Source organism: Nocardioides eburneus (assembly GCF_040838215.1).
GTDB lineage: Bacteria > Actinomycetota > Actinomycetes > Propionibacteriales > Nocardioidaceae > Nocardioides > Nocardioides eburneus.
Window position 1 is genome coordinate 75,975 of record NZ_JBFPJR010000006.1, and the last position, 23,365, is coordinate 99,339.

The following is a 23,365-nucleotide window of genomic DNA, read 5'->3' on the forward strand; positions in this document are numbered from 1 at the left end:
ACGCCATGACCACCACTGAGAGCTCGACCCGCGCCGGCGCCGACTGGGCACACTGGCTCGACCGTTGGGACCGCCAGCAGACGGCCTACCTCCCGTTGCGCGAGGCGAGGTTCGAGGTGATGTTCCAGGCCGTCGAGCGGCTCCGGGGCAGGGAGGTCACGATCCTCGACCTGGCCTGCGGGCCGGCGTCGCTCAGCCAGCGTTTCCTGACCCGCAACCCGGCCGCTCGGAGCATCGGCGTCGACATGGACCCGGTCCTGCTCGAGCTGGGGCGGCGCAACCTCGGGGACCAGGACGGCCGGCTCACGCTGCGCCGCGCCGATCTCACCGACCCCGGGTGGACGGACCTGCTCGCGGGCGAGCGCATCGACGCCGTACTCACGACGACAGCACTGCACTGGTTGGCCGCCGACCAGCTGGTCCGGCTCTACCGCCAGCTCGCGGACCTGCTGCCGGAGGGCGCCGTGTTCCTCGATGGCGACCACATGGCGTACGACGTCGCCGAGCCGACGCTCCAGCACCTCGCCCTCATGATGAAGGCCGAGCGTGAGCAGGTCTTCGAGCGCGACGGCGACGAGGACTACGCGCAGTGGTGGACGGCGCTGGAGGCGTACTCCGAGCGGCTCGACGAACGTGAGCGCCTGCCGTTCGCGGAACGTCGGGACGTGCTCCGCGAACGTCGCGTCGACACCCGTCGGGCGGGCATCGCCATGCACATCACCGCTCTGCGTGACGCGGGGTTCGCCGAGGCCGGGCAGATCTGGGGCTATTTCGAGAACCGGGTGATCATGGGCGTCCGCTGAGAGCGTCGCCGGGGCCCACCCGAGCGTTCGGGGCGGGGCATGTGGCGGAGGCGGACGGGAATCGAACCCGCCTGACCGGGATGCCCGGCCACTACGGCTTTGAAGACCGCGCCCGTCACCAGACGAGAAACGCCTCCTCGCTCACCCTAGCGGGGCGCCGGGGTGTCCTCCTGGCCGGGGAGCAGCGCCCTGCCGACAGGCGGAAAGGCGGAGCCGACACGCCTGGGCGCTCTGGCCCGTGACCCCGTTCTTTGCCATAGTCGTCCCACGGGTGGGGAAACGTCGAGACGGAGGGCCGGGATGGGCGTCAAGCAGTTCATCGGCCAGTGGCCGCTGCTCAAGCAGGTCACCGGTGAGGACCGTCTCGGTCGCGGCCGGGCGGCGCAGTCCGCCCGCAGCGAGACGCTCCAGCCGCGCATCGCCGAGGCCGACCGGGTCGCCGAGTCGGTCTGCCCGTTCTGCGCGGTCGGCTGCGCGCAGAAGGTCTACGTCAAGGACGAGCAGGTCATCCAGATCGAGGGCAACCCGGCGAGTCCGATCTCGCGCGGCCGGCTCTGCCCGAAGGGCAGCGCCAGCCAGCAGCTGGTGACCAGCCCGACCCGCGTCACGAAGGTCCGCTACCGCCGGCCGTACGCCACTGAGTGGGAGGACCTCGACAGCGACACCGCGATCGACATGATCGCCGACCGCGTCATCGCGACGCGCCGACAGTTCTGGGAGTGGGAGGACGCCGAGGGGCGTCGCACCCGCCGTACCCTCGGCATCGCGAGCCTCGGAGGGGCAGCTCTCGACAACGAAGAGAACTACCTCATGAAGAAGCTCTACACCGCCATGGGGGCGCTCCAGATCGAGAACCAGGCGCGGATATGACACTCCTCCACGGTTCCCGGTCTGGGAACCTCGTTCGGCCGGGGTGGGGCGACCACCTACCTGCAGGATCTGGCGAACGCTGACCTGATCCTGATCCAGGGCTCCAACATGGCGGAGGCGCACCCGGTGGGCTTCCAGTGGGTCGTGGAGGCGAAGAAGCGCGGGGCGCAGGTCATCCACGTCGACCCGCGGTTCACCCGGACCTCGGCGCTCGCGGACTTCCACGTCCCGATCCGTGCCGGCTCCGACATCGTGTTCCTCGGCGCCCTGATCAACCACGTGGTCAGCAACGATCTGGACTTCCGCGACTATGTCGTGGTCTACACCAACGCGGCCGCGATCATCGATGAGCGCTACCAGGACACCGAGGACCTCGGTGGTCTCTTCTCCGGGTTCGACCCCGAGACCGGCCACTACGACCCCGCGACGTGGCAGTACGCGCCACGGCCCGGCAGCGACGACGTCCCCGGCGGCGAGCCGGAGAGCGAGGCGGACAGCGGCGTCACCGGCGCCGAGGCCCGGCAGTCCCACGAGACCGCGGTCTCCGACACGCACGGATCCGGCGGCCCGCCGGTCCCGCACAAGCCGGCCCGGGACGAGACGCTGCAACACCCGAGCTGCGTCTTCCAGATCCTCAAGCGCCACTTCGCCCGCTACACCCCGGAGATGGTGGAGGAGGTCTGCGGCGTGAGCCCGGAGCAGTTCCGGAAGGTCGCGGACGCCCTCGTCGCCAACTCCGGCCGGGAGCGCACGGCGGCGTTCTGCTACGCCGTCGGCTGGACCCAGCACTCCACGGGCGCCCAGATGATCCGTACGGCGTCGATCCTGCAGCTGCTGCTCGGCAATATCGGCCGACCCGGCGGCGGCATCATGGCGCTGCGCGGCCATGCCAGCATCCAGGGCGCGAGCGACGTACCCACCCTCTTCAACCTGCTGCCCGGCTACCTGCCGATGCCGCATGCCGGCCTCCACCACGACCTCGACAGCTTCCTGGCAGGTCAAGAGGGCAAGGCGGGCTTCTGGGGCAACGTCCGGACATACGCCGTCAGCCTCCTCAAGGCGTGGTGGGGCGACGCGGCGACCGCGGAGAACGACTTCTGCTGGGACTACCTGCCGCGGATGACCGGCGACCACTCCACCTACACGACCGTGAAGGCGATGATCGAGGGGGACTGCAAGGGCTACTTCCTCGTGGGTCAGAACCCCGCAGTCGGCAGCGCCAACGGCAAGATGCAGCGGATGGGACTGGCCAACCTCGACTGGCTGGTCGTCCGCGACATGCAGATGATCGAGTCGGCGACGTTCTGGAAGGACGGCCCCGAGATCGAGACCGGCGAGCTCGAGACCGAGAAGATCGGCACCGAGGTCTTCGTGATGCCGGCCGCCTCCCACGTCGAGAAGTCCGGCTCGTTCACCCAGACCCAGCGGATGCTGCAGTGGCGCGACAAGGCCGTCGCGCCGCCGGGCGACGCGATGAGCGACCTGGAGTTCTACTACCTCCTCGGGCTCAAGATCCGGGAGAAGCTCGCCGGGTCCACGGACGAGATGGACCGCCCGCTGCTCGACCTCACCTGGGACTACCCGCTCGACGACGAGGGCGAGATCGACGCCGCCGCCGTCCTCCGGGAGATGAACGGGGTGGGTCCGGACGGGCAGGCGCTGTCGTCGTACACGCAGTTGAAGGCCGACGGCTCGACGCGCTGCGGGGTCTGGATCTATTGCGGCGTCTACGCCGACGAGGTCAACCAGTCGCGGCGGCGCAAGCCCCATTGGGAGCAGGACCAGATCGCCGCCGAGTGGGGCTGGGTCTGGCCGGCCAACCGCCGCGTCCTCTACAACCGCGCGTCGGCGGCGCCGGACGGCACGCCGTGGAGCGAGCGCAAGAAGCTGGTGTGGTGGGACGCCGAGGCCGGGAGGTGGACCGGGAAGGACGTGCCGGACTTCATCGCCGACCGGGCTCCCGACTACGTTCCGCCGGAGGGGGCGAAGGGGCCCGACGCGATCGCCGGCACCGACCCGTTCATCATGCAGACCGACGGGAAGGCCTGGCTCTTCGTGAGCAGCGGCCTCGCCGACGGCCCGCTGCCGACCCACTTCGAGCCGGCCGAGTCGCCGTTCCACAACCCGCTCTACCCGCAGCAGAGCAATCCGGTCAGCACCTGGGTCGCGGAGGAGACCAACCCGCTGAACCCCAACTACAGCGACGTGTTCCCCTACGTCTACACGACCTACCGGCTGACCGAGCATCACACCGCCGGTGCGATGAGCCGCACGCTGCCCTACCTCACCGAGCTCCAGCCGGAGCCGTTCTGCGAGGTCTCGCCGCGGCTCGCCGCGGAGCGCGGGCTCATCCACGGTGACTGGGTGACGATCGTGACCGCCCGCACCGCCATCGAGGCGCGCGTGCTCGTCACGGAGCGACTCAGGTCGCTGCGGGTCGGCGACCGCTGGGTGGAGCAGGTCGGGTTGCCCTATCACTGGGGTCCGAACGGTCTCGTCCCCGGCGACTCGCCCAACGACCTGGTCGGGATCACCATGGACCCCAACGTCTACATCCAGGACAAGGTCGGCACCTGCGACATCCGGCCCGGCCGGCGCCCGCGCGGCCCCGCGCTGGTGACGTACGTCGAGGACTACCGCCGCCGTGCCGGGCTCGGGACGGCCCACGTGCCCGGTCGCGTCAACGGCACGGAGGTCGACGAGCCTGTCGACCCGGCCGTCGACAAGGACGGCGTCCACGAGCCCGAAGGAGGGGAAGCGTGACCTTCACCCCGGAGTCGCTGTTCGGCCGGCTGGACGACGTCCAGGCCGACGCGGGGTACGACGACGAGCATCCGCCCCGGATGGGCTTCTTCACCGACACCTCGATCTGCATCGGCTGCAAGGCCTGCGAGGTGGCGTGCAAGGAGTGGAACATGGTCCCGGACGACGGGTTCGTGCTCAGCGGGATGTCCTACGACAACACCCAGAGCCTCAACGCCAACACCTGGCGCCACGTCGCCTTCATCGAGCAGCCGGTCGACGTGCCGGTGCCCGAGGGCTCCGGGCCGCGCCCGGCCGCCGCCGGCACCGACCTCGGCATGCCGACGGTCGGTGTGCCTCAGGGGCTGCCGCAGATCAACGACCAGGAGGCGCCGTCCGGCGACGGCGGTGTGCGGTGGCTGATGTCGTCGGACGTCTGCAAGCACTGCACCCACGCCGGCTGCCTCGACAACTGTCCGACCGGCGCCCTCTTCCGCACCGAGTTCGGCACGGTCGTGGTCCAGCCCGACATCTGCAACGGCTGCGGCTACTGCGTCCCGTCGTGCCCCTACGGCGTCATCGACGTGCGCGAGGGCGACGGCCGGGCCTGGAAGTGCACGATGTGCTATGACCGGCTCAAGGTCGACGAGACCCCGATGTGCGCCAAGGCGTGCCCCACCCAGTCCATCCAGTTCGGCGAGCTGACCGAGCTGCGCGAGCGGGCGCAGGCGCGGGTCGAGGAGCTGCACGATCAGGGTGTCGAGGTGGCTCGGTTGTACGGCGCCGACCCGGAGGACGGCGTCGGGGGCGACGGCGCGTTCTTCCTGCTGCTCGACGAGCCGGAGGTCTACGGTCTCCCGCCCGACCCGGTCGTCACCACGCGTGATCTGGGCTCGATCTGGAAGCACGTCGGCGCCGCCGCGGTCGGTCTCGCGGCGCTCGGCGCTGCGTCGTTCCTGGGAGGTCGCCGGTGAGCGCCGGCGGCAAGCGCAAGGCCGGACGCGGCGGGCTCGGCGGGGGCTCGCGCGGCGGTGGCGGCCGCGGCGAGGCCGCGATGGTGCCGCAGGCGGAGTTCGAGTCCTACTACGGCCGCCCGATCATCAAGGCGCCGGTGTGGAAGACCCCGGACGTGCCGCTCTACCTCTTCCTCGGCGGGATGGCCGGAGGCTCGGCGCTCCTCGCCGAGGGCGCGGCGATGACGGGCCGCCCCGGCCTGGAGAAGGTCGCCCGGCTCGCCGCGGCCGGGGGCGCGATGGGCGGGACCGTCTTCCTGGTCCACGACCTCGGCCGCCCGGAGCGGTTCCTCAACATGCTGCGGGTGCTCAAGCCGACGTCGGCGCTCTCGGTTGGCACCTACATCCTCTCCGCGTTCGCCTCGGCCTCCGGTGGTGCCGCCGCGCTCGAGGTGACCGGCTGGTTCCCGCGCCTCAAGCGGCTGCTGGGCATGGGCGCCGCGGTCTCCGGGCCGCCGCTGGCGACCTACACCGCGGCCCTCTTCGCCAACACCGCGGTCCCGATCTGGCACGAGGGCCACCGCGAGCTGCCGTTCGTCTTCGGTGGCTCCGGCGCCGCCGCCGCGGGCGGGGTCGGGATGCTGCTGGCGCCGTCGGCGGAGCATGCCCCGGCGGCGCGGATGGCGCTGGTCGGTGGCACGGTCGAGCTGGTCGCCAGCGAGGTCATGGAGCGTCGCCTCGCCACGCAATTCCCACTCAGCTTGGCCGAGCCCTACCACGAGGGCAAGGGCGGCCGGTTCATGACGACGGCGAAGCGGCTGACGGTGGCGGCGCACGTCCTCAACCTGCTCGGGATCCGGTGGCCGTGGTTGCGCCGTCTCGCCGGGGCGACGTACGTTGCCGGCTCGGTGACCACCCGGTTCGGGATCTTCGAGGGCGGGCTCGCCTCGGCCAACGACCCGAAGTACACCGTCGTCCCGCAGAAGGCGCGGGCCGCCCGCAAGGCCGCAGAGCGGAAGCAGACCTCGCCGACCATCGGGTGAGGGCTAGGTTGGCGGGGTGACCACCGCTGCCGACCCGACGTCCCCCGTCCGTCTCACGCAGTACGCCGCCGGTGGCGGGTGTGCCTGCAAGGTGCCGCCGGGGGAGCTCGAGCGGGTGCTGTCGGGTCTCACGCCGCCCGCCGGTGACGATCTGCTCGTCGGCGTGGAGCATGGCGACGACGCCGCCGTCGTGCGGATCGAGGCCGGGCCCGACGGACGGAGCCGGGCCGTCGTGATGACCACGGACTTCTTCACCCCGGTCGTCGACGACCCCTACGACTGGGGCCGGATCGCCGCCACCAACGCGCTCTCCGACGTCTACGCCATGGGCGGGGAGCCGTTGGTGGCGGTCAACCTGCTCGCCTGGCCGCGCGACAAGATCCCGTTCGACCTCGCCGCCGAGGTCCTGCGCGGCGGTGCGGACGTCGCGAAGGCCGCCGGCTGCCACCTCGCCGGCGGGCACAGCATCGACGACCCGGAGCCGAAGTACGGCCTGGCGGTCACCGGGCTCGCGGACGCGGAGCGGCTGCTTCGCAACGACGCCGGCGCCGCCGGCGTACCCCTGACGCTGACGAAGCCGCTCGGCCTCGGGGTCCTCAACAACCGCCACAAGGCGACCGGCGAGGTGTTCCCCGACGCCGTCGCGTTGATGACCACGCTCAACCGCGACGCGTCGCGGGCCGCGCTCGCCGCCGGGGCGGTCTGCGCCACCGACGTCACCGGCTTCGGCCTGCTCGGCCACCTGCACAAGATGGCCCGCGCGAGCGGCGTGACGGCCGTCGTCGACTCGGCGGCCGTGCCCTACCTGGAGGCCGTCCGGCCGTCGTACGCCGCCGGCTACGTGCCCGGCGGGAGCCGCCGCAACCTCGACTGGGTCCGGCCGTACGTCGACGCCGCGGTCTCGGAGGACGAGCTGGTGCTCCTCGCCGACGCGCAGACCTCCGGGGGGCTGCTCGTCGCGGGCGAGGTCCCGGGTTACCCGGTCATCGGCGAGCTCGTGCCGGCGCAGGGGGAGACCACCATCGTCGTGCGCTGACCCCGATCGGGTACCTGCCCGAGGTGAGTGACGAGGATGTGGTCAAGGCCCTGCTCGACCGGCACGGGACGACGTACGCCCAGGACGCGGGGATCACGCTGCACGACAAGCCGTCGCCGCTGTGGCAGCTGCTGGTGTTGAGCCTGCTGCTCTCCGCACGGATCGGCTCCGACATCGCGGTCGCGGCGGCGCGAGAGCTCTTCAAGGCCGGCTATCGCACCCCGCAGAAGATGCGGGAGGCCTCCTGGCAGGACCGGGTCGATGCCCTGGGACGCGGCCACTACCGGCGCTACGACGAGCGCACCGCCACCCAGCTCGGCGAGCTGGCCGACACCCTGCTCGAGACATACGACGGCGACCTGCGCCGGCTGCACGAGGAGAGTGAGGGCAGCAAGGACGTCGAGCAGGCCCTCCAGCGGTTCAAGGGCATCGGCCCCGCCGGTGCGGCGATCTTCTGCCGTGAGGTGCAGGGCGTGTGGGCCGACCTGGCGCCCTACGTCGACAAGCTGGCCGCGGACGGCGCCGAGCGTCTCGGACTGCCGAGGTCCGCCGACCGGCTCGCGGATCTGGTCGCCCGCAAGGACCTGCCACGCCTCGTCGCCGGCTGCGTCCGAGCCGCCCGGGACAAGGCGGTCGTCGACGACGTGCGTCAGGGATGAGTCGGGGCGCGGCGCGCTAGCGGCTCCCGGCCGTCCGCGTTCCGCGCAGCGTCATCGGGGGCAGGAACTCCCCGACCCGGTCGCGCGCCCACCAGTCGCCGGTCTCGGCGCGCTCGCGTCGGGTGGTGAAGCGGTAGCGGTAGAGCAGGGCGCGCACGTAGCGCGGTGGCGCACCCCGGAACGGGTCGTCGCGCAACAGGCGCGACACGTGGCGGTCGCCCTCGAGGAGGCGCCGCGCGAAGACCCGGAACCACGGTTCGGCGTACGCCGGCGAGAGGGCGGCGAACCACATCAGCCAGTCCAGCCGCAGGTGGTACGGCGCGAACTGCCGTGGCCGACGGCTCGGATCACCCGGCTTGCCCCTGAACTCGTACTCCTGCCAGGCCGCGTCCGGACCGGGCCGGTCGTCGGCCGTGCCCTCGACGACGATCTCGTAGCGGGTCTTGGTGATGCTGCCGAAGGCGCCGTAGGAGTTGACCAGGTGCCAACGGTTGAAGGAGGTGTTCATCCGCTGGTGACGGGAGAGCAGGTTGGCCGCCGGCCAGTAGCTCAGCACGACGACGGCCGCGGCGAGCGCGCAGACGACCACCTCGAAGGCGACCGACGTGCCGACGGCGGCGTGGTGCGCTGAACCGGGCAGGACCGGCGCCAGCCAGGCGTCCGGCAGCACGGAGAGCCCGAGCACGATGGTGAGCCAGTTGAGCCAGGCGAAGTTGCCGCTGGTGACGAGCCAGAGCTGGGTCACGATCATGACCGCGGCGGCGATGCCTGCGACGGGCTGGGGGAGGAAGAGCCCGATGGGGACGACCAGCTGTGTGACGTGGTTGGCGAGGACCTCGACGCGGTGCAGGGGCTGGGGGAGACGGTGGAAGTACCAGCTGAGCGGGCCGGGCATCGGCTGAGTCTCGTGGTGGTAGTAGAGACAGGTCAGGTCGCGCCAGCATGCATCGCCGCGCATCTTGATCAGCCCGGCGCCGAACTCCAGCCGGAAGAGCAGCCAGCGGAGCAGGAGGAGCGTGAGCAGCGGCGGGTCGGTGCGGTCGTTGCCGAGGAAGACCGCGAGGAAGCCGGTCTCGAGGAGGAGTGACTCCCAGCCGAACGAGTACCACGTCTGGCCGACGTTGACGATCGAGAGGTAGAGCAGCCACAGGACGACCCAGACGGCCATCGCGGCCGGCAGGGGGACGGCGTCGGTGAGCCCCGCGACGGTCGCCGCCGAGAGCGCGGCGCCGATCCACGCGACGGCGAGGAACGTCCGGTCGGAGTGGTGGAGGTGGAAGAGGCTGGGGGAGCGGCGGAACGAAACCGCGCCCAGGTAGCGGCGTACGGGCGTCAGGCCGTGGTCGCCCAGCAGCGCGCGGTACTGGTTGGCGGCGACGACGAACGCGACGACGTAGACCGCGGCCAGGGAGCGCTGGAACAGCATCCGGGCGATCCAGCTGTGGTCGGCGGCGAACCAGTCCATCGCTCCTCCCAGGATTGCGGTCGGGGTCTAGGCCAGGGCGTGGTCCCGCGCCGGGTCGATCGGCAGCCGGACACCGAACCGCCGTGCGAGCGCGATCCGGGCGGCGTGATAACCGCACATCCCGTGCACCCCTGGCCCGGGCGGCGTCGCCGCGGAGCAGAGGTAGACGGCCGGGTCGGGGGTGGCGTACGGCGTCCACCGCAGGCCCGGCCGCGCGACCAGCCCGAGCCCGGCGGCGCTGCCGCAGGCGATGTCGCCGCCCACATAGTTGGCGTTGTCGGCCTCGAGGTCGGCCGGCCGGCTCACGTGACGGGCCCGCACGATGTCGCGGAAGCCGGGCGCGAACCGCTCGACCTGGCGCTCGACGGCCTCGGTGAGGTCGCCGCTGTAACCGTTCGGCACGTGGGCGTAGACCCAGAAGGTGTGGGCGCCCGCGGGTGCGCGGGTCGGGTCGACGACACTCGGCTGGGCCGTGATGAGGAACGGCGGGTCCGGCGTCCGGCCGGCCTGGACCGCCGACAGGGCCGACGTGATCTCGGCGAACCCGGGTGCGAGATGCACGGTCCCCGCCCTTCGGCACTCCCGAGCCGTCCACGGCACCGGCTCGTCCAGCGCATAGTCGATCTTGTAGACGCCGGGACCGTAGCGGTACCGCGCGAGCCGGTAGCGGAAACGGTCGGGCAGCCGGGATCCGGCGATCCGCGCCAGAGCGGTGGGGGAGACATCGAGGAGGTAGGCACGCGCAGCGGGAAGCTCGCCGAGCCTGGGCACGGGGTGATCCAGGACGATCTCACCACCGTGCTCGACGAGATCGGCGGCGAGTGCGTCGACGATCGCTTGGGAGCCGCCGCGCGGCACCGGCCACCCCGACGAGTGCGCGGCCATCGCGAAGACCAGCGCGATCGCGGTGCCGGTCGGGGCGGTGAGCGGCGCCATGGAGTGGGCGGTCATCCCGGCGAGCAGGGCCGGGGCCTTCTCGGCGTGGAAGACCCGGTCGAGGAGAGCGGCGGGTACGGCGGCCCGCAACCCGAACCGGGCCAACTGGAGCGGGTGTTCGGGCCAGGCCGCCCACGGCGGTCGGAGCAGGTCGCCCGCCAGGTCGCCCCACCGGCCCTCGAACGGTCCCATCAGCCGCTCGTAGGCGCGCGCGTCCGGGCCGAGCGAGGCGGCGGTCTCCTGCACGGACCGGGCCAGCACGCCCGCCGTACCGTCGGGGAAGGGGTGGGCCATCGCGATCTCGGGCTGGAGCCACTGCAGGCCGTGACGCTCCAGGTCGAGCCGCTGGAGGACGGGCGACCCGATGGCGAGCGGGTGCACCGCCGAGCACGGGTCGTGCCGGAAGCCCGGCTCGGTGAGCTCGCGGGTGCGCGCCCCGCCGCCGACGCTGTCGGCGGCCTCGTAGACCCGCACCGAGAGCCCCGCACGGGCCATCACGGCGGCGGCGGTCAGACCGTTGGGGCCGGCGCCCACGACGATGACGTCCAGCTGGGCCATGAGCCCAGCCTAGGGGCCTCGCGGATGCCGGGAGCCGTCACCGAGGCGGAGGACGTCTGGGCGATCGACGTCCCTCGCGATCGGGAGGGTCGCCGACCTGGTCCTTGAGGTCGCGCTCGATCTGCTTCGCGCGTCGGCGCTCGAAGAGCAGGATCAGCACCACGATCGCCGCGAGTACGACGACCGTCATAATCAGGCGGAACGCGTCCATGGTCACCTCCGGGGCTCGGTCAGGTACGGCGGCTCGGCTCCTCGTCGTCGATGTCCTCCAGCCCGTCCAGCGGGCGGGCGTTCGCGACGAACGCGTCCTCGTTGGCCCGGCTCTGCGCCTCGGCGGCGACCGCCATCGCGTGCGGGTCGTGGGCGTCGTCGCCGTACTTGGCGAGGATCTTCTCCCGGTCGGCGATCGCGTGCTCGCGCGACGCCGCCTGGGCGTCGGCGAACATCGTGGTGCGGCCGGCCAGGATGCGCCGGATCTCGCGGCGCTCCCGCCACTGCTTGCCCACGAGCATGAGCAGGACCCCGGCGACGGCGTAGCAGCCGAGGAGCAGGAAGCCCTTCGTGTACGGCTCGCCGACGCCGTACACGGTGTGCTTGATCATCTCGGTGATGCCGAAGCCCACCACGTAGGGATGCAGCCACCCGAAGAACGTCGGGAGCATGAAGGCGGGGTAGGCGGCCCCCGAGGAGGGGATGGAGAGGAAGACGAAGAGCGCCATCGCGGGCATCGCCACGAACCGGCCGAAGAAGTAGCTCAGCCCGTTGGTGGCCAGGCCGATCGCGGTCATCCAGCAGCAGCCGATGCCCCACAGCGGCAGGAAGTGGCCCTGGACCGCGCCGATGACCGGGCCCGCCAGGACGATGGCGAGCAACGACAGCAGCACGCCGCCGGCGAGGATCACGCCGACCCGCACCCGGTGTCGCAGCGGGGCGCCCATCAGGCCGAGGAAGAGTGCCAGCATGTAGCCGCCGATGCACCAGGCGAGCGAGAGATACATCGTCGTCATGCCGAACAGGTCGTGGGACGGGAGCGGGGCGAGGTCGCGGACGTCGAGCGTCTGCCGTTGGGCGGCGAAGACCGGGGTGAGCGTCTGCTTGGCGACGTTGGCCGCCTGGTAGGAGTGGGCGCTGGCGATCACGAGCGTCGGGTTGCCGGGCGTGGTGAGGTCGAGGGCCGCGATGTCAGCACCGCTGCGGACCAGGTCCTCCGCCTCCGTCCGGGTTGCGACCTGGTCGTAGTCGAACATCCCGCCTGTGGCGTTCTCGAGTCCCGGCAGCGTGGCGGCCGAGACCACCGCCACCGGTGCGTCCCTCACGGCCGGAGCGTGGAACGCGTTGATGTAGCAGAGACAGAAGAGACTGACGAAGAAGATGGGCATCCACACCTGCAGGCCGACGAGCTGCAGTCCGGGCGGGAGGGAGGCGTACGCCGACCGGTAGCGCTGCCGCAGGGTCGGTCTGGTGTCGCGTGGGTCTGACCGGGACACCGGCCTCAGCTCCTCCCGCTCGTCCGCAGACCCGTTCTCGGGCTCGCCCGCGGGTCGTGGGTCCGGTACCCGACCGCGGAAAAAGATGCTCGCGCCGACGGACCGTCCGCGTAGTCTCGAGTGGACGCAATCCGTCGCAGGGGGTTCGACCGTGAGCGAATCAGTCACCGAGTCCGACTATCCCGACCACATCGACGCCGCCGTCCTGAAGGTCGCCGGCGTCGTGGTGCTCGGGGCCATCATGTCGATCCTCGACATCACCGTCGTCAACGTGGCCCTGCCGACCTTCCAGGACGAGTTCGGCACGCCCGACAGCCCGGTCGCCTACTCCCACGTCGCGTGGACGGTCACGGCCTACACCCTCGCGCTCGCGACCGTGATCCCGCTGACCGGGTGGGCGGCCGACCGGTTCGGCACCAAGCGGCTCTACATGACCGCGATCTTCCTGTTCACCGCGGGATCCGCCCTGTGCGCCACGGCCTCGGGGATCAACGCGCTCATCGGCTTCCGCATCCTCCAGGGGCTGGGTGGTGGGATGCTCATGCCGCTCGGCATGACCATCCTGACCCGCGCCGCGGGGCCGCACCGGATGGGGCGCCTGATGGCCATTCTCGGGGTGCCGATGCTCCTGGGCCCGATCCTGGGGCCGATCCTCGGCGGCTGGCTGATCCAGGTCGCGAGCTGGCACTGGATCTTCCTCATCAACGTGCCGCTCGGCGCCGCCGCTCTGGCCTACGCGTGGTCCGTCCTGGCCAAGGACAGCCCGGAGCCCTCGGAGTCCTTCGACTTCCTCGGTGTCGCGCTCATGTCGCCCGGCCTCGCGCTCTTCCTCTTCGGCGTCTCGTCGCTCCCCGCCGAGAACGGCGACTTCGGCGCGCCCCGGGTCTGGGTCTCGATGCTCGTCGGGCTCCTGCTCATGGTCGCCTTCGTGTGGCACTCGTTCCGGCCGAAGCATCCCCTGCTCGACCTCCGGCTGTTCCGCAACCGCAACCTCACCGTCTCGATCGTGACGATGTTCCTCTTCGCCGCCGCGTTCTTCGGTGGGCTGCTGCTGGTGCCGACGTACTACCAGCAGATCCGCGGCGAGTCCACACTGCATGCCGGTCTCCTGGTGGCGCCCCAGGGCCTGGGCGCGATGGTGACGATGCCGATCGCCGGGCGGCTGGTCGACAAGATGCCCGTCGGCCGGATCGTGCCGGTCGGCATCGCGCTGATCATCGTGGGCATGTTCGGGCTGACCCAGATCAGTGCGACCACGCCGTACCTCCTGCTCATCGCGATGCTGGTCGTGATGGGTCTCGGCATGGGCGCCACGATGATGCCGCTGTTCACCTCGGCGCTGAAGACGCTGGCCGCCGCGCAGGTCGCGCGCGGCTCGACCCTGCTCAACATCACCCAGCAGATCGCGTCGTCGTGCGGGGTGGCGACGATGTCGGTGATCCTCACCAACCGCCTCAACGACTCGCCGATCATCCCAGGCACCCAGGGCGTCCCGGGGTTGGGCGGAGGGCTCCGCGAGACGCAGGCGGCGATCCTGTCCAACACCCGCCCGGAGAACCTCGCCTCCCTCCACCTCGAGCACGCCACCATCGCCCATGGGCTGGTCGATGCTGCGTCAGCCTTCTCCCACACCTACTGGGTGGCCTGGGTGCTGGTCGCGCTCACCGTGGTGCCAGCGCTGATGCTGCCGCGCAAGCACGAGGAGGCTCATCTCCTGGACGACCAGGGCGCGCCGCCCGCGGTCGTCGACTGACCGACCGGGACGGTGGGCGCGCGGGTCGCGCCGCCGCGGGATGGCGCTCAGGTGAGCGAGACGGTCTCACCGCGCCCGACGGTGCGCAGCCGGGTCGGCAGCCGACGCTGCTGCGCTTCGGCCAGGAAGTCGGCCAGCGGGGAGCGGAAGACGGTGTAGTCGTCGTAGTGCACGGGGACGGTGACGGCGGGGGCGAGCAGGTCGACGAGATCGGCGCCCTGTTCTCCGTCCATCGTCACCAGGAGCCCGAGCGCCCGGGTGCCGCCGAGGTGGACCACCATGGCGTCGAGCGGTCCGAGCCGGTCGGTCACGTGACGCAGCCACGGCCGGTGGAGGGTGTCGCCGGTGACGTAGACCCGGAACGGTCGGCCGCCGTCATCGACCTCGAGCACCTCGCCCATCACCGGTGGGAGGACATGACGGGCCATGCCGGGGGCATGCTGGCCCGGCACCGACGTCACCTTCAGTCGGGAGTCGCCCGCGACCAGGAGCTCCTCGTCCCAGGTCGCCATGCCGTGCGCGGAGAAGCCCCACCGGCGCAGCTTGCGCTCGGCCGCCGGCGTGGTGAGGAGCGGGACGTCACGGGCGAGCTCGGCGCGAGCGATGCGGTCGAAGTGGTCGCCGTGCAGGTGCGAGAGCAGCACGGCATCCAGAGCAGGCAGGTCCGCCGGCTGCCGGGACGGCTCCGTGAGCCGCTTCGAGAAGAGCCCCTTGCCGAGGTAGGCGCGCTGGCCGCGATGGAGGAAGTTCGGGTCGGTGAGGAGCGTGAACGGCCCCAGTCGCAGCAGGGTCGTCGCCGTACCGATGAACTCGAGCGTGTGCTCCATGCGGCCCGGTTCCCCCTCGGGCGTCGCCCCACGCGTGGGGCGACACCCGAGGGTCACGAGAAGGCGAGCAGCGCGATCGGGGCGGTCGTGGGCGTCGGGGACCCGCCCGGCGGCTCCACAGTGATGCCGACGCCTCGGGCGTGGGCCGCTGCGCCGTCGAGGACGACGGCCGAGGTCGGCGCCGACGACATCAGCCCGGCCGGCCGCATGGCGCCCGCAGCGTCCTGCAGCCAGAGCTCGTAGACCCGCCCGCGCGGCGGCGGAGCCATGCCGTGAGCGGTGATGGCGGCCCGGTCGAGCGCAGCCGAGCGGTACGCCGTGACGACGGTGCCGTCCTTCAGTCGGGTGCGCACGCGCTGGGCGTCGGGCGCGTGGACGATGCGGTCAGCCAGGGTGACCTGCTCCTGGCCGCTCCCCGGATGGCTCCAGGGATGCCACACGAGGCCACCGACCGCGACCAGCACGACGGCCGCGGCGGCCGCCAGCAGGGCGGGCAGTCGACGTCGCGTCGTACGCCGCCTCCGGGCGGTCACGGGAGCGAGCGGCCGCATCGTGGCGATGTCGGCCAGGACCCGGTCGCGGAGGGCGGGCGGGGGCGGGACCGCCACGGTCTCTGCAATCATGCCGGAGGCCTCGCGCAGGCTGTCCACCTCCGCGCGACACGCGTCGCAGGTGGCGAGGTGCCTCTCGAACTCGGCACGCTCCGCGGGGTCGAGGGCATCGACGGCGTAGGCGCCGGACAACGCGTGGATGTCACTGCTCATCGGGCCCCTCCTACGTCCATGACGTCGCGCAGACGGATGAGTCCGTCCCTGATCCGGGTCTTCGCCGTGCCGACCGGCAGGTCCAGCATGCTCGCCACCTCGGTGTGCGTGTAGCCCCCGAGGTAGGCGAGCTCCACCGCTTCCCGCTGGATCGGCGTCAGGCCTGCCAGTGCGGTCCTGACGCGGTGGGCGTCCAGCGACGCGTGTGCCGCCTCGGCGGTCGTGTCGTGGCTCACCGGCCGGTTCCTCTCCTCATACGCCGTCTCCCGGCGGGTCTCCGCCTCAGCGGCGCGGACCCGGTCGACCGCCCGGCGGTGGACGATCGTCAGCATCCACGACAGGGCGCTGCCGCGTCCGGCGTCGTAGCGCGACGCCTGACGCCAGATGTCGAGGTACGACTCCTGGGTGATCTCCTCGGCCTGGGCCGGGTTCCGCACCACGCGGAGAGCCAGGCCGTAGGCGCGTGCGGCCGTGGCGTCGTAGAGCTGCGCGAAGGCGGACTCGTCCCCGCGGGCCGCGCGCACCAACAGCCCGGCGAGGTCCGGAGCGCCCGTCGGCGTTCCCGCGTGGGGGACGCCGACGGGCGCGGGCTCGTCGCGGGTCACCGGAGGGTCCTCATCACGGCGTGGGTCGATCGTGCGCTCACGACGGCAGGTGACCTCACATGCCCTTCGGCATGAGGACGGAGTCGACGACGTAGACGGTCGCGTTGGCGGTGGGGAGGTTGCCGCATAGCACCTTCGCGCCGTCGACGGTCATGCCTCCGGTGTCGCCGGAGACCGTGACCTGGTCCTTGTCGAGCGTCGTGTGGGTGCCGTCGATCGAGGACGGGTCGAGCTGCCCGCTGATCACGTGGTGGGTCAGGATCTCGGTCAGCAGCTTCTTGTTCGCCATGACCTTGTCGAGGTCCGCCTTCGGCAGCTTCTTGAACGCGTCGTTCGTCGGGGCGAAGACGGTGAGCCCGTCGGCGCCGTTGAGGGTGTCCACGAGGCCCGCCTTGGTGACGGCCGAGACGAGGGTGCTCAGCAGCGGGTTGTTGCTCGCCGCCGTCGCGACCGGGTCCTTGACCATGCCGTCGAACGAGCCGGAGCCCGAGGTGGGGATCGAGGAGCAGCCGGGGCCGAAGGTCGCGGCGCCGGCCTCGGACGTGCCGCCGGAGGACATGGAGGAGGACATCGGTGCGGACGGCGCCGAGCCGGTCGTGCCGGAGTCGTCGTTCCCGCCGCAGGCGGTGAGCGCGAGCCCGAGGGTGACGGCGGCGGCTGCTGCGCCGCCGGTGCGCCGGAGGGTGCTGGAGTTCATCGTGCTGCCTTCCATCGGTGTCGGTCTGTCATGAGGCATTCGGCGCGGTCGCCGATCCGGATTGGTGGGGTGCGATCCGCGAGGCTCAGCGCACGCTCACCTGGATCGTGTGGATCCCGCTGGCGCCGGAGGGGAACGGAGTGGCGCGGACGGCGGTCTGCACCTGGCCCGCGCCGTCGACGACCCGGCAGGCGAGCGTGTGGACACCCGGGCGCGCCGGCCACCGCCAGAACCACTGCCGCCAGTAGTCGTCGCCGACCGACGGGCCCAGGCGCGCCGCCTGCCAGCGCCCGCCGTCCACGCTGACCTCGACCCGCGTCACCCCGCCGCTCTCCTGCGCCCAGGCGACGCCGCCCACGACGGTCTCGCCCGCGTCCACCGTGGCGAGGGGACGCGGGGTGTCGATGCGGCTCGAGATCCTGATCGGGGCGTTCGTCGCCCAGCCGCGCTTCGTCCAATAGGCGTCCTGGGCGGCATACGTCGTCAACGTCATCCGGCGCAGCCACTTGGTGGCTCCGATGAAGCCGTAGAGGCCGGGGACGAGGAGCCGGGCGGGGAAGCCGTGGGCGCGGGGGAGCGGGGCACCGTTGAACCCGACCGCCACCATGCTGTCCCGCCCGTCGCTCGCGAGCCGGAGCGGCGTGCTGATCGTCATGCCGTCGACGTCGCTGCTGAGGATCTGGTCGGCCCCCTCCTGCACGCCGGCGCGGTGGAGCAGGTCGGTGAGGCGGACGCCGAGCCATCGCCCGGCGCCGACGTACGGGCCGCCGACGCTGTTGGAGACGCAGGTCAAGGTGATGTCGCGCTCGATGAGGGGCATCGCGAGCAGCTCATCGAGGGAGAGGGTGAACGGATGGTCCACCTGGCCGTCCACGGTGAGGCTCCAGTCAGCGGCGCTGACGACGGGCACGTCGAGCCGGGTGTCGACCCGATAGAGATCGGCGGCCCTGGTCCGCAGCGGGGTGATGCCGGGAACGGTGCGGTCGAGCCCGGCCGGGAAGGCGCCGGCCGGGTCAGTGGGGCGGGGGAGCGCGAACGTCTCGTCACGGCTGCGGTAGCCCGCGAGCCACCGCCCCGTCAGGCCCACCGCGGCGGCGCCGACGGCGGTCGTCCCGAGGGTGAGCAGGGCGACGCGGCGTGAGGGGTCCGTCCCGCCAGGACGCGCCCGACGGACGAGCGCCCGGATCGCGAGGAGGCTCGCGACCGCGGCGACGCCGGCGACGAGGCTGGGCAGCAGGTCGGCGTACGTCGCGCCGGGGCGCCGCAGCGCGCACCCTCCGGCGACGAGGGCGAGCGCGGCGAGGAGGAGTACGCCGGCGATCGGACGTCGTCGGGCGAGTGGGCCGACGAGGGTGGAGACCGCCAGGACGACGAGCAGCACCGAGCCGACGAGCACCGTCTTGTCGTGACTGCCGAGGTGGGCGATCGCCCACTCCTTCAGCGAGGTCGGCGTCCGGTCGATGACGGTCGCGCCGACGACGAGGAGCGGCGACGTCGCGGGCGTCGTCGCCGCGGCCACGAGATGGCCGACCGCGAGGCCGAAGCCGGCGGTGACCGGTCCGAGAGCGGCGCTGGCCAGGCGGCTTGTGAGCGGACGGATGGCGGGCGGACGGGTGGCGGGCGGACGGATCCTCATGCGAAGGCATTCGGAGCCGACGGACGCGTGGTTCGGTCAGCGGCCCAGCACGTGTCTCAGGACTGGCTCCAGGCGAGGATGCCGGAAGTCGTGCCCGGCATCGGTCAGCACGGTCGGCAGCACCCGCTGCCCGGCCAGGGCGACCTCGCGGCTGCCCTCCTCCCCGAGGAGGAGCCGCGGCCCGAACGGCGGCATCGGCAGGAGTGCCGGTCGGTGCAGGACGCGACCCAGCACGGCGGCGTACTCCTGCTGCCGGACCGGCTCCGGCGCGACCGCGTTCACCGGCCCGGACAGCGCGGGGTCGACGACCGCCCGCAGGTAGATGTCGGCGAGGTCGTGGATGCCGATCCACGCCTGCCACTGCTCACCCGACCCCAGCCGCCCGCCGAGGCCGACCGCATAGAGCGGCACCTGCGGTCTCAGGGCGCCACCGCGCGGGGTCTGCACGATGCCGGTGCGGATCCGCACGACCCGGACGCCGGCGGACTCGGCCGGACGCGTGGCGGCCTCCCAGTCGGCGACGACATCGGCGAGGAAGCCCGCACCGCGCTCGCTCGCCTCGGTCAGGACCTCGTCGCCGCGGTCGGGCCCGTAGAACCCGACCGCCGACGCCGAGACGAACGCCCTGATCCCGGATCGCGCCGCCACCTCGGCGAGCCGGCGCGTCGGACCGACCCGGGAGTCGCGCACCGCGCGGCGGTGGCCGTCGTCGAAGCGTCCCGCGATGCTCGCGCCGGCCAGGTGGACCACGGCGTCGACACCGTCGAGGAGGTCGGGGGCGGGTGCGTCGGGTGACCACGTCCGCTCGTCGGGTGTCCGGGTGGTGCGGCGGACCAGGCGGACGACGCGGTGCCCGGCCGTGGTGAGGAGCGGCACGAGCGACTGCCCGACCGTGCCGGAGGCGCCGGTGACCGCCACGGTCAGCGGATCGTGACGGTAGGTCCGCAACGCCGTCAGGTCGTCGGCGAGCTGCCGGTGGCGGTAGGCGAACATCGGGCCCAGCAACCGGCGCTCCAGGCCGTCCGGCAGCCGGGTCGTGACGACGTCGGTCAGTCGGGTGGCGACGCCGTCCGGGGTGACCTCAGCACCCAGCTCGTGCCGGTGCTGCCAGCGCAGCATCGGGGCGAGCGGCGCCGAGGTCAGCCGGTCCTCGAAGGCGTACGGCGGCGCGTACCCCTCCGGGACGTGGTCGGCCACCCAGCGCAGCCCGCCCGGCAGACCGAGCACGGCGCGGCCCTCGGCGAGGGAGGAGGCCTCCTGCAGGATCCGCACGGGCTGCCAGGGCGGGGTGAGCCGCGCGATGGCGCCCGGCCGGGCGTGCCAGTCGAAGACCTCCTCGGGGGAGGCCCGCAGCACGCTGCTGTGGATGAAGGTCATCTGATCCTCCGCGATGATCACGTCGGCAGGCGGGCGGACCCATCCGTTCATCGGCCGGCACCGAACACGGTGCATGACGACGATCCCGACGCTCGCGCGACTCGCCGACCATGTGGACCGCCTCGGGGCGGAGCATCCGCCCCTCCCGCTGGCGGCGGTGGACTTCACGGTACGCCGCCCCGCGGTGCTCGCCGCGCGGTTCGGTGGCGTGCTCGACTACATGGCGCGCGCCGAGCTGGAGGTCGAGCGCAACGTGCTGGAGCTGACCACGCTGCTGCCCGACCCGCCGGCGCTGGACCGCCGGTTCTACACCGAGGTGTGGGGGCCGCAGGAGAAGCAACACGGCCTCATCCTCGACGAGCTCCAGCGCCGGCTTGGCCTGCCGTCCGCGACCACGGACCTGACCAGCGTCTCCGCCAAGCTCCGTCTGGTCGGCCTGCTCGCGCACCTGGCGCCGGTCCAGGACGTCGTGCGGATGCTCTACTACCTCACCGGTATGACGACCGAGCGGTCGGCGCTCCTGGCCTACCACCGCCTTCACGACGGCGCCGTCGCGCTCGGCGAGCGGGCGGTGGCGGAGACCGTGGTGACGCCGATCCGCCGGCAGGAGCCGGGCCACTACGCCTACTACCAGCTCGCCGCGCGCCGGCTGTGGTCCGAGCTGTCGGGGTGGCAGCGCTGGCTGGTGAGGCGCCTGCGCGCGGTCTCGTTCACGCCGGTCGGCGCGGGCACGCGCGAGCAGCGTGCAGACGTCGGCGAGATGATGCTCGAGCTCGGCATCGACGGCCCTGACGAGGCCGGCGCACTGGCGGCCGAGGTCACGCGGGTCGAGCGCGAGCTGCTCGGCGCGCAGGGTCGCGGTCTGCGCGTCCCGCCGTACGTCGCCCGTGCCTTCCGTGACGCGGTCGAGCTCGCCGAGCAGCGGCGGACCGAGCGCGCCGTCAGCTGAGCTCGGGCAGCTCCTGCGGGTCGTCGAGGATCGCGCGGAACGGGTCCCCGACGCTCACCAGCCTGTCGAGCACGGTGCGGATCGTCCAGCGGTCGGGACGCAGCTCGGGGTCGTCCAGCTCGCCCCACGCGAGGGGCGCCGCCACCGGCGCGCCGGGTGCCGGCCGTGGCGAGTAGGGACCGACGAGGGTCTTGTTGACGGCGTTCTGGGTGTAGTCGAGCCGTGCCTTCCCGCCGCGCGCCTTCTTCTCCCACTTCCAGCTCACCAGCTCCGGCACCACCTTGCCGACCGTGCGTGACAGCGTCTCCACCCACGCACGGGTCTCGGTGAATGTGTAGCCCGCCCTCACCGGCACCACGATCTGGATCCCGCGCCGCCCGGTGACCTTCGGGCGCCCACGCACGCCGAGGTGGTCGAGGGCGTCGCGGTGCAGCCGAGCGAGCACGAGCACGTCGGCCCACGAGGTCTTCTCGCCCGGGTCGAGGTCGATGAGGGCGTACGTCGGCTCCTGGCTCGCCCGCGTCCGTGAAGTCCACGGGTGCCACTCGAGCGCGCCGAAGTTCGCCGCCCACACCAGGGCCGCCGGCTCGTCGGCGACGACGTAGGTGGTCGTCTCCCCGGGGTCGGCGTCCGGGTTGTCCCAGGAGCCGAGCCAGGACGGGGCATGGTCGGGGCGCTGCTTGTGCCAGAAGCCCTTCGCCTCGGCACCGTCGGGGAAGCGGTGGAGGTTGAGCGCACGGCCTGCGACGTAGGGGAGCGCGACGGGCGCGATCCGGGCGGCGTAGGCGAGCAGCTCACGCTTGGTGATGGGCGGCTCGCCGTCCCGGCCAGGGAAGAGCACCTTGTCGAGGTGGGTGACCTTGAGCCGGCGCCCGTGGACGGTCCAGGTGCCCTCCTCGCCGAGGTGCCCCAGCCGGTCGATGGCCTCGTCGAGCGACTCGTCGTCGAACCCCTCGGGCAGCAGCGACACCTCGGCCTCGCGGGCGTCGGCCTCCGAGTGCCACTCGCGGTCCGGGTCGGCGCGCACCTGCTCGTTGGTGCGGCCGGTCAGCACCGAGCGCGGATGCTCCTCCGGATCCCAGCCGTCGACGGCGTACGCGTCGTGCTTGTGGAGGAGCATCCAGTCCTTCCCGTCGCCACCGGCGCCCTCACCGGCGCCCTCACCGGCGCCCTCACCGGTGCCTCGCCGCACGAGCACGAGCCGGCCGCGCAGCTTCTCGCCGTACACCTCCGCATGGAGCTCGCCCGCCTCGACGGCCGCCGCGGGGTCGTCGGTGTGCACCGGCTCCCAGGTCCCGGTGTCCCAGACGATCACGTCGCCGCCGCCGTACTCGCCCGACGGGATGACGCCCTCGAAGTGGAGGTACTCGATCGGGTGGTCCTCGACGTGGACCGCCAGCCGGCGCGCGGAGGGGTCGAGGGTCGGTCCCTTCGGCACGGCCCAGCTGACCAGGACGCCGTCGATCTCGAAGCGCAGGTCGTAGTGGAGCCGGCGGGCGCGGTGGCGCTGGACGACGAACCGAGCCTCACCGCCACGCTGCCCCCGGGTGCGTGCCGGGGCCGGCTCCGGAGTGCGCGCGAAGTCCCTCTTGCGTCGGTACGCCGCCAGCCTGTCCGCCATAGGACAAGAGTGCCCCGCGAGGCGGTGCCGCATCCGTGGTCCGGTCGCGGGGTACCGCACCTGCAGCCGCACGGAAGGAGAGCACGATGCCCGGCAAGCAGGAGCTTCCGTCCACGCTCGAGCGCTCGAACAAGAAGGCGCAGCGCACCTGGATCGAGGCCCACGACTCCGCGGTGGAGGAGTACGGCGAGGGCCAGCGCGCCCACCGCACGGCGTACAGCGCACTCAAGCACAGCTTCGAGAAGGTGGGCGACCACTGGGAGCCGAAGGACCGCAAGGGCCCGTCCGACAAGCAGGCCGCGAAGTCCGGCGCCCCCGCTCGCCGCGGTGGGAAGACTGCGGGAGGGGTGGACGCCAACGCGTCGAAGTCCCATCTCATGGACGTCGCCCGCAAGCTCGACATCTCCGGCCGGTCCACCATGAAGAAGGACGAGCTCGTCAAGGCCATCGAGAAGGCGAACGGCCGGAAGACCGCCAAGGCCCGCAGCTAGCTGTGATGCCGCAGGGTCCTGCCGGGCCCCGCGGCAGGACCCGGCTCTCCACGCCGTCGGTGCCGCCTGGGATGCTGTCCCCTCCCGGAGTGA

20 protein-coding genes, 1 tRNA gene and 1 pseudogene are annotated in these 23,365 nt (G+C 72.2%); 10 read left to right on the forward strand and 12 right to left on the reverse strand.

Annotated features, from left to right (window positions below; translation table 11 throughout):
* Positions 1–5: 5 nt before the first annotated feature.
* Positions 6–803 (forward strand): class I SAM-dependent methyltransferase, encoded by a 798-nt coding sequence (locus AB3X52_RS04980; RefSeq protein ID WP_367991897.1) that lies wholly within the window; start codon positions 6–8, stop codon positions 801–803.
* A 42-nt stretch (positions 804–845) separates the two neighbouring features.
* On the opposite strand, the gene AB3X52_RS04985 is transcribed toward AB3X52_RS04980, so the two are convergent.
* A tRNA-Sec gene (locus AB3X52_RS04985) sits at positions 846–940 on the reverse strand.
* 163 nt (positions 941–1,103) lie between these two features.
* Between AB3X52_RS04985 and AB3X52_RS19420 the strand changes: the two genes are divergently transcribed.
* From AB3X52_RS19420 to AB3X52_RS05010, 6 genes and pseudogenes are all read left to right on the forward strand, one after another.
* A complete protein-coding gene (locus tag AB3X52_RS19420; protein WP_496559903.1) occupies positions 1,104–1,673 on the forward strand; it encodes a hypothetical protein in 570 nt (189 codons plus the stop codon).
* A gap of 12 nt (positions 1,674–1,685) precedes the next feature.
* A pseudogene (fdh, locus tag AB3X52_RS04990) lies at positions 1,686–4,436 on the forward strand (formate dehydrogenase); the annotation flags it as partial.
* Complete coding sequence (locus AB3X52_RS04995; RefSeq protein ID WP_367991901.1) at positions 4,433–5,389, forward strand: 4Fe-4S dicluster domain-containing protein; 957 nt, start codon at positions 4,433–4,435, stop codon at positions 5,387–5,389. The pseudogene fdh and the gene AB3X52_RS04995, both read left to right, overlap by 4 nt.
* Positions 5,386–6,411, forward strand: coding sequence for an NrfD/PsrC family molybdoenzyme membrane anchor subunit (gene nrfD / locus AB3X52_RS05000; protein ID WP_367991903.1), 1,026 nt, complete (start codon positions 5,386–5,388; stop codon positions 6,409–6,411). The genes AB3X52_RS04995 and nrfD overlap by 4 nt, the downstream gene beginning before the upstream one ends.
* 16 nt (positions 6,412–6,427) lie before the next feature.
* Positions 6,428–7,447 (forward strand): selenide, water dikinase SelD, encoded by a 1,020-nt coding sequence (selD, locus tag AB3X52_RS05005; RefSeq protein ID WP_367991905.1) that lies wholly within the window; start codon positions 6,428–6,430, stop codon positions 7,445–7,447.
* 23 nt (positions 7,448–7,470) lie between these two features.
* On the forward strand, positions 7,471–8,106 hold the full coding sequence (locus tag AB3X52_RS05010; protein WP_367991907.1) for an HhH-GDP family DNA glycosylase: 636 nt from the start codon (positions 7,471–7,473) through the stop codon (positions 8,104–8,106).
* 16 nt (positions 8,107–8,122) lie between these two features.
* Here the strand turns inward: AB3X52_RS05010 and AB3X52_RS05015 are convergent, their stop codons facing one another.
* From AB3X52_RS05015 to AB3X52_RS05030, 4 genes are read right to left on the reverse strand one after another with little or no spacing between them, the layout of a single operon-like run.
* A complete protein-coding gene (locus tag AB3X52_RS05015) occupies positions 8,123–9,571 on the reverse strand; it encodes a lipase maturation factor family protein (protein ID WP_367991909.1) in 1,449 nt (482 codons plus the stop codon).
* A gap of 27 nt (positions 9,572–9,598) precedes the next feature.
* A complete protein-coding gene (locus AB3X52_RS05020; protein WP_367991911.1) occupies positions 9,599–11,065 on the reverse strand; it encodes a phytoene desaturase family protein in 1,467 nt (488 codons plus the stop codon).
* Positions 11,066–11,102: 37 nt separating this feature from the next.
* Positions 11,103–11,276, reverse strand: a complete 174-nt coding sequence (locus AB3X52_RS05025; RefSeq protein ID WP_367991913.1) for a hypothetical protein — start codon at positions 11,274–11,276, stop codon at positions 11,103–11,105.
* A 19-nt stretch (positions 11,277–11,295) separates the two neighbouring features.
* A complete protein-coding gene (locus tag AB3X52_RS05030) occupies positions 11,296–12,552 on the reverse strand; it encodes a hypothetical protein (RefSeq protein WP_367991915.1) in 1,257 nt (418 codons plus the stop codon).
* A 151-nt stretch (positions 12,553–12,703) separates the two neighbouring features.
* Here AB3X52_RS05030 and AB3X52_RS05035 point away from each other — a divergent pair, with 151 nt between their 5' ends.
* Entirely contained in the window at positions 12,704–14,305 is a 1,602-nt protein-coding gene (locus AB3X52_RS05035; RefSeq protein WP_367991917.1) for a DHA2 family efflux MFS transporter permease subunit, read from the forward strand.
* A 47-nt stretch (positions 14,306–14,352) separates the two neighbouring features.
* Here the strand turns inward: AB3X52_RS05035 and AB3X52_RS05040 are convergent, their stop codons facing one another.
* The 6 genes from AB3X52_RS05040 to AB3X52_RS05065 form a co-directional block, all read right to left on the reverse strand.
* Positions 14,353–15,132 (reverse strand): MBL fold metallo-hydrolase, encoded by a 780-nt coding sequence (locus AB3X52_RS05040; protein ID WP_367991919.1) that lies wholly within the window; start codon positions 15,130–15,132, stop codon positions 14,353–14,355.
* Between the two features lie 53 nt (positions 15,133–15,185).
* Positions 15,186–15,896 carry an anti-sigma factor gene (locus tag AB3X52_RS05045; RefSeq protein WP_367991921.1) on the reverse strand — a complete coding sequence of 237 codons (711 nt, stop codon included), beginning with the start codon at positions 15,894–15,896 and terminating at the stop codon, positions 15,186–15,188.
* A complete protein-coding gene (sigK, locus tag AB3X52_RS05050) occupies positions 15,893–16,501 on the reverse strand; it encodes an ECF RNA polymerase sigma factor SigK (protein WP_367991922.1) in 609 nt (202 codons plus the stop codon). Before sigK ends, AB3X52_RS05045 begins: the two co-directional genes overlap by 4 nt.
* Positions 16,502–16,556: 55 nt before the next feature.
* Positions 16,557–17,198: a fasciclin domain-containing protein gene (locus AB3X52_RS05055; RefSeq protein ID WP_367991924.1), complete on the reverse strand. Its 642-nt coding sequence runs from the start codon at positions 17,196–17,198 to the stop codon at positions 16,557–16,559.
* Between the two features lie 85 nt (positions 17,199–17,283).
* A complete protein-coding gene (locus AB3X52_RS05060) occupies positions 17,284–18,834 on the reverse strand; it encodes a molybdopterin-dependent oxidoreductase (protein ID WP_367991926.1) in 1,551 nt (516 codons plus the stop codon).
* A 36-nt stretch (positions 18,835–18,870) separates the two neighbouring features.
* The gene (locus tag AB3X52_RS05065) at positions 18,871–20,262 is read right to left on the reverse strand and encodes a TIGR01777 family oxidoreductase (RefSeq protein ID WP_367991928.1); all 1,392 of its coding nucleotides are present in this window, start codon (positions 20,260–20,262) and stop codon (positions 18,871–18,873) included.
* A gap of 22 nt (positions 20,263–20,284) precedes the next feature.
* Between AB3X52_RS05065 and AB3X52_RS05070 the strand changes: the two genes are divergently transcribed.
* Complete coding sequence (locus AB3X52_RS05070; protein ID WP_367991930.1) at positions 20,285–21,160, forward strand: GTP-binding protein LepA; 876 nt, start codon at positions 20,285–20,287, stop codon at positions 21,158–21,160.
* Here the strand turns inward: AB3X52_RS05070 and AB3X52_RS05075 are convergent.
* Complete coding sequence (locus AB3X52_RS05075; RefSeq protein ID WP_367991932.1) at positions 21,153–22,781, reverse strand: non-homologous end-joining DNA ligase LigD; 1,629 nt, start codon at positions 22,779–22,781, stop codon at positions 21,153–21,155. The two genes, AB3X52_RS05070 and AB3X52_RS05075, sit on opposite strands and share 8 nt — an antisense overlap.
* Positions 22,782–22,867: 86 nt before the next feature.
* Between AB3X52_RS05075 and AB3X52_RS05080 the strand changes: the two genes are divergently transcribed.
* Positions 22,868–23,272, forward strand: a complete 405-nt coding sequence (locus AB3X52_RS05080; RefSeq protein WP_367991934.1) for a ChaB family protein — start codon at positions 22,868–22,870, stop codon at positions 23,270–23,272.
* Positions 23,273–23,365: the final 93 nt, after the last annotated feature.

Bases quoted from the DNA above. Each gene is read 5' to 3' on its own strand.
- AB3X52_RS04980 (WP_367991897.1), top strand. From the start codon at position 6: ATGACCACCACTGAGAGCTCGACCCGCGCCGGCGCCGACTGGGCACAC.
- AB3X52_RS19420 (WP_496559903.1), top strand. From the start codon at position 1,104: ATGGGCGTCAAGCAGTTCATCGGCCAGTGGCCGCTGCTCAAGCAGGTC.
- AB3X52_RS05015 (WP_367991909.1), bottom strand. From the start codon at position 9,571: ATGGACTGGTTCGCCGCCGACCACAGCTGGATCGCCCGGATGCTGTTC.
- AB3X52_RS05020 (WP_367991911.1), bottom strand. From the start codon at position 11,065: ATGGCCCAGCTGGACGTCATCGTCGTGGGCGCCGGCCCCAACGGTCTG.
- AB3X52_RS05025 (WP_367991913.1), bottom strand. From the start codon at position 11,276: ATGGACGCGTTCCGCCTGATTATGACGGTCGTCGTACTCGCGGCGATC.
- AB3X52_RS05040 (WP_367991919.1), bottom strand. From the start codon at position 15,132: ATGGAGCACACGCTCGAGTTCATCGGTACGGCGACGACCCTGCTGCGA.
- AB3X52_RS05045 (WP_367991921.1), bottom strand. From the start codon at position 15,896: ATGAGCAGTGACATCCACGCGTTGTCCGGCGCCTACGCCGTCGATGCC.
- AB3X52_RS05055 (WP_367991924.1), bottom strand. From the start codon at position 17,198: ATGAACTCCAGCACCCTCCGGCGCACCGGCGGCGCAGCAGCCGCCGCC.
- AB3X52_RS05060 (WP_367991926.1), bottom strand. From the start codon at position 18,834: ATGAGGATCCGTCCGCCCGCCACCCGTCCGCCCGCCATCCGTCCGCTC.
- AB3X52_RS05065 (WP_367991928.1), bottom strand. From the start codon at position 20,262: ATGAACGGATGGGTCCGCCCGCCTGCCGACGTGATCATCGCGGAGGAT.
- AB3X52_RS05070 (WP_367991930.1), top strand. From the start codon at position 20,285: ATGACGACGATCCCGACGCTCGCGCGACTCGCCGACCATGTGGACCGC.
- AB3X52_RS05075 (WP_367991932.1), bottom strand. From the start codon at position 22,781: ATGGCGGACAGGCTGGCGGCGTACCGACGCAAGAGGGACTTCGCGCGC.
- AB3X52_RS05080 (WP_367991934.1), top strand. From the start codon at position 22,868: ATGCCCGGCAAGCAGGAGCTTCCGTCCACGCTCGAGCGCTCGAACAAG.